Below are 10,904 nucleotides of genomic sequence, written 5' to 3'. Positions count from 1 at the left end.
GCGGCGGTGGACGCCGCGGCCGCCCCTCAACCGGACAGAGCCTTATCGCCCGAGCCAGCCTCCGTCGACGGGGATCACGGCTCCGTTGACGTAGTCGGACGCCGGCGAGGCAAGGAAGACGACGGCTCCGGCGAGGTCGTCGGGGCGGCCCCAGCGGCCGGCGGGGATGCGGTCGAGGATCGCGGCGTTGCGGGCTGCGTCGTCGCGTAGCGCCTGGGTGTTGTCGGTGGCGATGTAGCCGGGGGCGATGGCGTTGACGTTGACACCATGGCCGGCCCACTCGTTGGCCAGCGCCCGGGTGAGCCCGACGAGGCCGGACTTGGCGGCGGTGTAGCCGGGAACGTTGATGCCGCCCTGGAAGCTGAGCAGCGACGCGGTGAAGACGATTTTGCCGTGGCCACGTTCGACCATGCGCCGGCCGATCTCCCGGCTGAGGACGAACTGGGCGGACAGGTTCACCGCAATCACCTCGTCCCAGTCCTGGTCGGAGTGGTGGGCCGCAGGGGTGCGTTTGATGATGCCGGCGTTGTTGACCAGGATGTCGACGAAGCGGCCGTCGTGTTCGAGCCGATCGGCGAGCGCGACCACGGCGTCGCGGTCGGCGAGGTCGACCTGGTAGCCGGAGAAGCGGCGGCCGTGGCCGCGCACCCGCTTCTCGACCTCGCTGCCGGTGGGTTCGAGGTGCGCGCTGACGGCGATGATGTCGGCTCCGGCAGCGGCGAGGGCGTCGGTCATGGCGAGCCCGATGCCGCGCCGGGCGCCGGTGACGACGGCGAGTCGTCCGGTGAGGTCGAAGGGGTTCACGCGGTGGCCTCCTGGCAGTCGATGAGGACCTTCATGACGTCGCCGCCGGCGCGTAGGGCGGTGAACGCGGCGGCGGCGTTGTCGAGCGGTTCGATGCGGGAGATGAGCGCCTCGGCCGGCACCTTGCCGTGGCTGAGCAGGTCGATGGCGGTGTCGTAGTCACCCCGGTCGTAGACCCGGGCGCCGACCATGGTCAGTTCCCGCCAGAAGAACCGGAACAGGTCGACCTGCCGTGGCTGGTTGTGGATGCCGACGACGACCAGGCGACCGCGTACGGCGAGCACCTCGACGGCCGTGTCGACGCCGGCGGCCGAGCCGGAGACCTCGAAGGCGACCGCGGCGCCGGCGCCTTCGGTCCACGCGTCGACCTCGGCGGCGATGTCGTCGTGCGCTGGGTCGAGCGTGCGTAGCCCCAGAGCCTGGGCGACGGCGCGTCGGTGCGGGTCGAGTTCGAGGATGGTCACCTGCGCCCCGACCGATCGGGAGACCAGGGCGATCAGCACGCCGACCGGTCCACCGCCGATCACGACAGCCTTCTGGCCGGACCGCAGTTCGGCGCGGCGTACGTCGTGTACCGCGACCGCCGTGGGCTCGACCAACGCGCCGTGGGTGAGCGGCAGCTCTGGCGGCAGGGGTACCACGACGCCTGCCGGCACGGTCCAGCGTTGTTGCATCGAGCCGGCCGAGTCGATGCCGATGAAGTTGAGCCGGTGGCAGATGTGGCGGTGTCCGGCGTGGCAGGCGGGGCAGGTGCCGCACCAGTCCAGCGGCATGACCGTGACCGGTTGGCCGACGGTCAGATCATCGACGCCGGGGCCGAGGGCGGCGACCCGGCCGGACATCTCGTGACCGATCGTCTGCGGTGTCTGGACGCGCTGGTCCATGGCACCGTGCAGGATGTGCAGGTCGGTGCCGCAGATGCCGGTGTACGCCACCTCGATCTGCACCTGCCCGGGCCCAGGGGTGACGGGGGGCCGGTCCTCGACCACGATCGTCGCGTCGCCGGCATACAGCGCTGAACGCATGAGAGACCTCTATTCGGGAGTGTTGTTCGCTGAGCGACGCTGTGCCAGGCGTCGCTCGTCAGATCGGCCGCGTTGCCGGCTCGTCGTCGCGTAGGTGCGCCCGGAGCCACGTCTCGGTCGTGGTGATGTGCATCAGTGCCGCGGCCTGGGCCAGGATGGCGTCGCCGCCGACCAGCGCGGCGTAGATCGCCTCGTGTTCGCGGAGCGTCTGTCCCGCGGCGTCGGCGTCGACCAATCCTCGCCACACCCGAGCGCGCAGCGTTCGACTGGATATGCCCTCGAGTACCGTCGAGAGCGTTTCGTTGCCGGTGGCGGCGATGACCGCGCGGTGGAACGCGGCGTCGTGCTGGTTGAGCAGTTCCACGTCGTCCGCCGCCGCGCGCATGGCGTCGAGATGCCCCTTGACCTCGGCGAGCTGCCGCGGGGTGACGCGAGTGGCGGCCAGCGCGGTGGCGACGGGTTCGAACAGCCGGCGTACCTCGGTCAGCTCCAGCATCGTGTCGCCCTGCAGCAGTTCCACGGCATCGCCGATGCCTTCCAGCAGCAGCTTCGGCTGCAGGCTGGTGACGAAGGTGCCGTTGCCGCGCCGTACCTCCAGCACGCGCGCGGCGACCAGCGCCCGCACGGCTTCCCGCATGATGTTGCGCCCGACACCGAGGTCGGCGGCGAGCTGCTGCTCCGGCGGCAGTCTCGATCCTGGCGGCAGCTCACCCGACTGGATGAGCTCCCGGATGCGCGTCATGGCCTTGTCGGTCAGTGACATGGTGCGGTGCCTCTGGCGGTCAGCCCCGGCCACGAGGTCGGGGAGGAGAACGGAGGTTGCTGGTGGCCGGAAAGCCTAGCAGGGTGATCCCATGTCAGAGAACCTTGAGTAGCCGAGCGGTCGCTTGCGCTCCTCGATGCCATCAGGGTATTCCCTTGTGGCGCCGAGGTTTTCGATCTGTGTCTGGACTGGACGGCTGGCTAAGGCTATAAAAGACATCCCATGCCGGGAACGCTGTCGGGATGACGGCGGTGCGTGTGGGCGGCGTGGGAACAGCTACGACGCGGTGGCCGACAGGCCGGGGCGTGGGAAGAGGTAGCCGTCATGGCTGAGGTGATCAGCGCGATCGAGGCGGTGGATGTCCGCTTCCCGACCTCGCGTGAGCTCGACGGATCGGACGCGATGAATCCGGAGCCCGACTACTCGGCGGCCTACGTCACGATCCGCACCAGCGCTGGCCAGGAAGGCTACGGCCTGGCATTCACCGTGGGGCGCGGCAACGACGTGCAGGTCGCCGCGGTGCAGGCGCTCGCACCACTCGTGATCGGCCTGCCACTGGCGGACATCCTGGCCGATCTCGGCGGGTTCTCCGACCGGCTGACCGGCGACAGCCAGCTACGGTGGCTCGGCCCGAACAAGGGGGCGATCCACATGGCCGCGGGCGCGATCGTGAACGCGACCTGGGACCTGTACGCCCGCAGGGAAGGCAAGCCGGTCTGGCGGCTGCTGGCGGCGATGACGCCGGAGCAGCTGGTCGACCTCGTCGACTTCCGCTACCTGCGGGATGCCCTGACCCGTGAGGAGGCGCTGGAGATCCTGCGGCGCGCTGAACCCGGACGCGCCGAGCGCCAGCAGCACCTGCTCGAGCGGGGATACCCGGCCTACACCACCACCCCGGGGTGGCTGGGCTACACCGACGAGAAGTTGGTACGCCTGGCGAAGCAGGCCGTGGCGGACGGATTCGGTCTGATCAAGCTGAAGGTGGGCGCAGACCCGGACGCCGACGTACGACGGCTGCGGTTGGCACGTGAGGCGGTGGGACCGGACGTCCGCATCGCCATCGACGCCAACCAGGCATGGGGAGTCGATCAGGCGATCGCCTCACTGGAGCCGTTGGCGCCGTACCACCCGTACTGGATCGAGGAACCGACGTCACCGGACGATGTGCTCGGCCACGCCGCGATCCGCGAGGCGGTGGCACCGATCAAGGTCGCGACCGGTGAGCACTGCCACAACCAGGTGATGTTCAAACAACTACTGCAGGCCGGTGCCATCGACATCCTGCAGATGGACGCCAGCCGGGTCGCGGGGGTGACCGAGAACGTCGCGATCCTGCTGCTGGCCGCCAAGTACGGGGTGCCGGTCTGTCCGCACGCCGGCGGCGTGGGCCTGTGCGAGATGGTGCAGCACCTGGCGATGTTCGACTACGTCGCGGTTTCCGGTACCACCGAGGGGCACGTGATCGAGTACGTCGACCACCTGCACCAACACTTCGTCGACCCGGTCGTGATCCGTGATGGTCACTACGTGGCACCGACCGCCCCGGGTCTGGGGGCCCGGATGCACCCGGCGTCGATCGCCGCGTACCGCTATCCGGACGGCCCGCAGTGGGTGTCCGCCGAGCCGTGATCCGAGCCTGTTCTCCGATAGGAGCTGTGATGAAACGTAAGAGACTGGCGGTGGTCGCGGTGGCCGCCGTGTCCACCATCCTGCTCAGCGCGTGCGCCGGCACCGACACCACCGCCAGCGGTGGCGCACCGGTGGTGGGTGTCGACTACCCCCGCTCGGACACCGACTTCTGGAACTCGTACATCAAGTACACCCCGCAGTACGCCACGGAACTCAAGCTCGATCTGAAGACCACCAACTCGCAGAACGACGTGGCGAAGCTGACCTCGAACGTGCAGACTTTCATCAGTCAGGGCGTCAAGGGCATCGCGATGGCGCCGCAGGACACCGCCGCCATCGCCCCGGCGCTGCAGACCCTGGCCACGAAGAAGATCCCGGTGGTGACCATCGACACCCGCCCTGATCAGGGTGACGTGTTCATGGTGGTGCGCGCCGACAACCGCGCCTACGGCGAGAAGGCGTGCCAGTTCCTGGGCACCAAGCTCAAGGGCGCCGGCAAGGTCGTCATGTTGCAGGGCGACCTGGCCTCGATCAACGGCCGCGACCGCACCGAGGCGTTCAACGAGTGTATGAAGGAGAACTTCCCGGGGATCACCGTGTTCGGAGAGGCGACCAACTGGGACGGGGCGGTCGCCTCGCAGAAGCTGCAGATCCGGCTGACCGAGCATCCCGACATCAAGGGCGTCTACATGCAGTCCAGCTTCGCGCTGGCCGGTACGCTGCAGCTGCTCAAGCAGCGTGGTCTGCTGACCAAGCCGGACGACCCCAGGCACGTGTTCGTGGTTTCCAACGACGGTATCCCGAAGGAACTGCAGGACATCGCCGCCGGCAACATCGACGCCACAGTGTCCCAGCCGGCCGACCTGTACGCCAGGTACGCGCTGTACTACCTCAAGGCGGCGATCGACGGCAAGACCTTCCAGCCCGGACCGACCGACCACGACAGCACGATCATCGAGGTACGCCCAGGGGTCCTCGAAGACCAGCTGTCCGCTCCGCTGGTCACGGCCGACGGCGGCGTCTACGGCGGCGTGCCGAGCCTGAAGCCCGACGACAAGTCCCTGTGGGGCAACAACATCGGCTGACCAGCCTTAAGGATGGTACGCACATGAGCGGCAGCGGACAGCGTCCGGCGCGCTCCGTATCCGCCCTCACCGGCGACGGGCAGACTCCGCTGGATCTGCCGGTCGCCGAGGCGGCGAACATCACCAAACGGTACGGCTCCACGGTGGCGCTGCACGACGCCGAAATCACCGTGCGCCCCGGCGAGACGCACGCGCTGGTCGGCCGCAACGGCGCGGGCAAGTCCACCCTGGTGTCGATTCTGACCGGGCTACAGGCTCCGGACTCCGGGTCGGTCCGGTTCTCCGGTGCACCGGCACCGCGGTTGTCGGATCGCGACGCGTGGCGGCGGCACGTCGCATGCGTCTACCAGAAGTCGACCATCATTCCCGAGTTGACCGTGGCGGAGAACCTGCTGATCAACCGGTATGACCGGGGGCGCAGCGGACTGATCAGCTGGCGTTCGCTACGGCGGCGGGCGCAGGAGTTGCTGACCGCGTGGTCGGTGGACGTGGACGTCCGGAGCAGGGCGGGCGACCTGAGCGTCGAGCAGCGCCAGTTCGTCGAGATCGCCCGGGCACTGTCGTTCGGAGCCCGGTTCGTCATCCTGGACGAGCCGACCGCCCAGCTGGACGCCGCCGCGATCGCCCGGCTGTTCGCCGGTATCCGTGACCTGCAGGAGCAGAGGGTGACCTTTCTGTTCATCAGTCACCACCTCCAGGAGGTCTACGAGATCTGCGACATGGTGACCGTGTTTCGCGACGCCCGACACATCGTCACCGCACCGGTCAGCGAGTTGCCTCGCCGCGACCTGGTCGCCGCGATGACCGGAGAGGCCAACAGTCTGGAAGCGCCCCGTACGCGTACCGGGCCGGCCGCGTCGGCGCGGGTGCTCCTCGACGTGGCTGCCCTGGCTTCGGCGGGCGCCTTCGAAGACGTGTCGTTCCAGGTGCGCGCCGGTGAGATCGTGGGCCTCGCCGGCTCAGGCGGGAGCGGCAAGACCGAGGTCGCCGAGACGATCGTGGGGCTGCGCGCCGCCGATGCCGGCACCATCGCCGTCGCCGGCCGCCGGCCACGCGCCGGTGATGTCAGCGCGGCCCTGGCCACCGGCATCGGATTCGTCCCGCAGGACCGCCACCACCAAGGGCTCGTCGCCGGCATGTCGATCGCCGACAACGCCACGTTGACGATTCCCGATCGGCTCGGCCCGGCCGGCTTTCTCAGCACCCGGCGCCGGGACGCGGTGGCGGCGGCGGCGATCGACGACCTGGCGATCAAAACGCCCGGACCGGAGCTGCCCGTTTCCGGGCTGTCCGGCGGCAACCAGCAGAAGGTTGTCATGGCCCGTGCCCTGGCGAGCGACCCACGACTGCTGGTCCTTGTCACTCCCACCGCGGGGGTGGACGTACGGTCCAAGGAGTTCCTGCTCGGCAAGGTGGAGCAGGTCGCCAACTCCGGGACCGCTGTCGTCATCGCCTCTGACGAACTCGACGACCTGCGACTGTGCGACCGGGTCCTGGTGATGTTCCAGGGCCGCATCGTCGCCGACCTGCCCAGCGGCTGGCGTGACCAGGACATCGTGGCCGCAATGGAAGGACTGACCATCGATGCCTGAGACCACGACTGCACCGGAGGCACGCACGACGGGTGGGGCCACGGCGGGCACACCCGGCCAGCGCCGGATCGCCGGCCGGGTCGCCCTCGCTCGGTTACGGGATCTCGCCCTGGTGCCGGCCATCATCATCATCGCGATCGTGGGCCAGCTCATCAATCCGGTCTTCCTGAAGCCCGACAATGTGATCAACATCGTTCAGACGATGTCGGAGATCGCCCTACTCGTGCTGGCCCAGACCATCGTCCTGGTCGCCGGCAAGATGGATCTGTCGCTGGAGTCCACCTTCGGCCTGGCCCCGGGCGTCGCCGCCTGGATGACCGTCGCCGTCGGCGCCGGACACGGACTCGGACTGGTACCCGGCGGCTGGGCCGTTCCGATCACCCTGGCGGTCGGGGCGCTGATCGGCATCGCCAACGCCCTGCTGATCGTCCGGTTCGGTCTGCATGGTTTCATCGTGACGCTGGGCATGCTCATCGTCCTGCGCGGCCTGCTCACCGGCATCTCCGGCGGCCAGACGTTCTTCACCCTGCCCGAGTCGATGATGTATCTCGGCACGGCGGTGTGGTGGGGCATCCCCGCGTCGATCTGGATCTGCGTGGCACTGTTCGCCGCCGGCATCGTTCTGCTCGGTTACACCAGTTTTGGGCGATCGCTCTACGCCATCGGTGGCAATGTCGATGCGGCGAGAGCCGCGGGTATCCGTACCGACCGCGTCCTGGGGGTCGCCCTGGTCAGCGCGAGCACTCTCGCCGCCCTCGGTGGGCTGTTGCTGTCCGGCCGCCTCGCCTCCGTGGCGGCCTCGCAGGGAAACGGCGCCATTTTCACCGTGTTCGCCGCCGCGGTCATCGGTGGCGTCAGTCTCAACGGCGGCAAGGGCAGCATGTTCGGCGCCTTCACCGGCATCCTGCTCCTGTTCATGATCCAGAATGTGCTGACGCTGGCCGGCGTACCAGCCCAGTGGATCGGCGCGCTCAACGGCGCCATCATCCTCATCGCCCTTGTCGTGTCCCGCATCACCGGGGGCAAGGCGCAAGAATAGGCACTTCACGCGACGGCGACCCGCCCGGCATTCCGCTGTCTGACGTGCGCGTGGTCACGACGGTGGCGACGCTCTGGATCGCGTGCCTCGCTACGCCGTGACACCGACTTTCTCGTGGTTGAGCGAAAGTGTGGCCGGCTCGGACGCACGTATGGACAGGTCGGGCGAAAGTCCTCTACTCTCGTCGCACGACCATCATGGTTGTCGATGCGTTCCGACGGCGCGGTGACCATCGACCTGCACTGTCTCCGAGCTGTTGCCCCCGCTCGGCGGTAGCGGCCTCCTCCGGGCATGGCACCCGGTAGGCCGACAACACCTCCGGCTACGGCCTCGGCGCGTCGGCGCGCGCCCCAGCCTGGCAGTCACCTGTTCAGGAAGGGGATTGCACCTTCATGTCCACCCGAATCGAGAGAACGGTTGCCGTGCGCTGGCAGGCCGCGGGTTCGGCCCTCCTGCTTGCCGCGGCCACCCTCGTCGCCGCACTCGCGACCACGCCTCCGGCCTCGGCGCACCCGATCAACGCCGCCGATTTCCAGCAGGTCCAGCTCGCCCGCGGCGTTTCCGAGGTGGGCGAGCCGATGTCGCTGGCCATCCTTCCCGACCGTTCGGTGCTGCACACCGCGCGCAACGGAACGGTGCGCCGTACCGACGCCAACGGGAACACGTCGGTGATCGGCACGGTCCCGGTCTACACCCATGACGAGGACGGCCTTCAGGGCATCGGCGTCGACCCGGGGTTCGCCACCAACCGGCACATCTACCTCTACTACGCCCCGCCGCTGTCCACCCCGGGCGGTGACGCGCCGGCCACCGGCAGCAACTGGTCGGCCTGGCAGGGGGTCAACCGGCTCTCCCGGTTCACCCTCAACGCCGACTCCAGCCTGAACGCATCCAGCCGGGTGGACATCCTGGATGTGGCGGCCGACCGAGGAATATGCTGCCACGCCGGCGGCGACATCGACTTCGACGCGGCGGGCAATCTGTACCTTTCCACAGGGGACGACTCCAACCCGTTCGACTCAGCCGGGTACTCCCCACTGGACGAGCGGACCAATCGCAACCCGGCGTTCGACGCGCAGCGTACCGCCGCCAACACCAACGACCTGCGCGGCAAGATCCTGCGGATCAAGGTGAACGCGGACGGGTCGTACTCGATCCCGGCCGGCAACATGTTCGCGCCCGGAACGGCCCGGACCCGGCCGGAGATCTACGCGATGGGCTTCCGCAACCCGTTCCGGATGAGCGTCGACAAGGCCACCGGCGTCGTGTACGTCGCCGACTACGGGCCCGACGCCGGAGCGACCTCGGCACGTGGTCCACAGGGTCAGGTCGAGTTCAACCGCGTCCCGGGCCCCGGCTTCTACGGCTGGCCGTACTGCACCGGCGCGAACACGAACGCCGAGACGTACTCCGAGTGGAACTTCGCCACCAACACGGCGGGCCCGAAGTACAACTGCTCGGGGGGGCCGACGAACAACTCCTTCCGCAACACCGGCCTGAGCACGCTGCCCGCGGCCAAGCCGGCCTGGATCCGGTACGGCGGCGACGCGGGAAGCCCGCCGGAGTTCGGCAGCGGCGCCGAGGCGCCGATGGCCGGGCCGGTGTACCGCTACGACCCCAACCTCAACTCGCCGACGAAGTTTCCCCAGGCGTTCGACGGGCAGTTCTTCGCCACCGAGTTCGGCCGGCGTTGGATCAAGCCGATCCACGTCAACGCAGACGGCTCCCCAGGCGTGATCGACAACTTCCCGTGGCGCGGCACGCAGATCATCGACTCGGCCTTCGGCCCGGACGGGGCGTACTACGTGCTCGACTACGGCACCGGGTTCCACAACGGGGACGCGAACTCCGCGCTCTACCGGTTCGACTACGTCGGCGCGGGCAACCGGGCACCCACCGCGGTGGCCAACGCGGACCGGACGGCCGGCCAGGCGCCGCTGACCGTGAACTTCTCCTCGGCCGGCTCGTCCGACCCGGAGGGCGGGGCGCTGACGTACGCGTGGAACTTCGGTGACGGCACCTCATCCACCGCCGCCAACCCGACGAAGACGTACAACACCAACGGCAGCTACACGGCTACCTTGACCGTACGTGACCCGGAGGGTGCCACCGGGACCGCCAACGTGCGGATCACGGTGGGCAACACCGCGCCGTCGGTGACCGTCAACAGTCCCGCTGCCGGCGAGCTCTTCGCCTTCGGCGACACCGTGCCGTTCAGCATCACCGTGACCGATCCGGAGGACGGTGCGATCGACTGCGCCAAGGTCAAGATGACCTACATCCTGGGTCACGACAGCCACGGTCACCAGATCACCTCGAAGACCGGCTGCTCCGGCACGATCACCATCCCGGTCGACGGTGAGCACGACGACGCGGCGAACATCTTCGCCGTCTTCGACGCCGAGTACACCGACAACGCCGGGCTCACCACGCACACGCAGCACATCCTTCAGCCGAAGCACCGGCAGGCCGAGCACTACACGAGCTCGTCCGGGATCGCCACCTTCGACAAGTCCACCGCCCAGGGCGGCAAGACCGTCGGCAACGTGGAGAACGGCGACTGGATCGCCTTCGAGCCGTACAAGCTGAGCAACGCCGCGTCGTTCAGCGCGCGGGTGTCCTCCGGCGGAGCGGGGGGCACGTTGCAGGTGCGGGCCGGCTCACCCACCGGCACCATCCTCGGTTCCGTCGCCGTCGCGTCGACCGGCTCGTGGGACACCTTCACCACCGTCACCGGCTCGATGTCCGGTGCACCCGCCGGCACCACCACGCTCTACCTGACCTTCGCCGGCGGCTCCGGGTACCTCTTCGACGTCGACGCGTTCACCTTCAACACCGGTGGCCCGACGCCGACGCCGGGTACGGGGCCGATCGTGGGGATCGGCGGTAAGTGTCTGGACCTGCGCAACGGTAGCTCGGCTGATGGGACGCAGGTGCAGATCTGGTCGTGTTCCGGTGCGGCTTCGC

Annotated in this window: 8 protein-coding genes; 5 read left to right on the top strand and 3 right to left on the bottom strand. The window is 68.7% G+C overall.

Annotated elements, in window-relative coordinates; genetic code table 11:
* Positions 1 to 42: 42 nt before the first annotated feature.
* From kduD to E1166_RS26215, 3 genes are read right to left on the bottom strand one after another with little or no spacing between them, the layout of a single operon-like run.
* Positions 43 to 804 (bottom strand): 2-dehydro-3-deoxy-D-gluconate 5-dehydrogenase KduD, encoded by a 762-nt coding sequence (gene kduD / locus E1166_RS26225; protein WP_132342623.1) that lies wholly within the window; start codon positions 802 to 804, stop codon positions 43 to 45.
* Positions 801 to 1,829: an alcohol dehydrogenase catalytic domain-containing protein gene (locus E1166_RS26220; RefSeq protein ID WP_132342622.1), complete on the bottom strand. Its 1,029-nt coding sequence runs from the start codon at positions 1,827 to 1,829 to the stop codon at positions 801 to 803. Before E1166_RS26220 ends, kduD begins: the two co-directional genes overlap by 4 nt.
* A 58-nt stretch (positions 1,830 to 1,887) precedes the next feature.
* A complete protein-coding gene (locus E1166_RS26215; protein ID WP_132342621.1) occupies positions 1,888 to 2,592 on the bottom strand; it encodes a FadR/GntR family transcriptional regulator in 705 nt (234 codons plus the stop codon).
* A 324-nt stretch (positions 2,593 to 2,916) separates the two neighbouring features.
* Here E1166_RS26215 and E1166_RS26210 point away from each other — a divergent pair, with 324 nt between their 5' ends.
* The 5 genes from E1166_RS26210 to E1166_RS26190 all read left to right on the top strand — a co-directional run.
* Positions 2,917 to 4,221: an enolase C-terminal domain-like protein gene (locus E1166_RS26210; protein ID WP_132342620.1), complete on the top strand. Its 1,305-nt coding sequence runs from the start codon at positions 2,917 to 2,919 to the stop codon at positions 4,219 to 4,221.
* 29 nt (positions 4,222 to 4,250) lie between these two features.
* Entirely contained in the window at positions 4,251 to 5,306 is a 1,056-nt protein-coding gene (locus E1166_RS26205) for a sugar ABC transporter substrate-binding protein (RefSeq protein WP_132342619.1), read from the top strand.
* A gap of 23 nt (positions 5,307 to 5,329) precedes the next feature.
* A complete protein-coding gene (locus tag E1166_RS26200) occupies positions 5,330 to 6,898 on the top strand; it encodes a sugar ABC transporter ATP-binding protein (protein WP_132342618.1) in 1,569 nt (522 codons plus the stop codon).
* A 112-nt stretch (positions 6,899 to 7,010) separates the two neighbouring features.
* Positions 7,011 to 7,937 carry an ABC transporter permease gene (locus tag E1166_RS26195; protein WP_243710520.1) on the top strand — a complete coding sequence of 309 codons (927 nt, stop codon included), beginning with the start codon at positions 7,011 to 7,013 and terminating at the stop codon, positions 7,935 to 7,937.
* Positions 7,938 to 8,329: 392 nt separating this feature from the next.
* A partial coding sequence (locus E1166_RS26190; RefSeq protein WP_132342616.1) for a carbohydrate-binding protein occupies positions 8,330 to 10,904 on the top strand: 2,575 nt, incomplete at its 3' end.

The organism is Micromonospora sp. KC213 (genome assembly GCF_004348325.1).
Classification (GTDB): Bacteria; Actinomycetota; Actinomycetes; order Mycobacteriales; family Micromonosporaceae; genus Micromonospora.
This window is presented reverse-complemented; position numbering and strand designations above follow the sequence as displayed.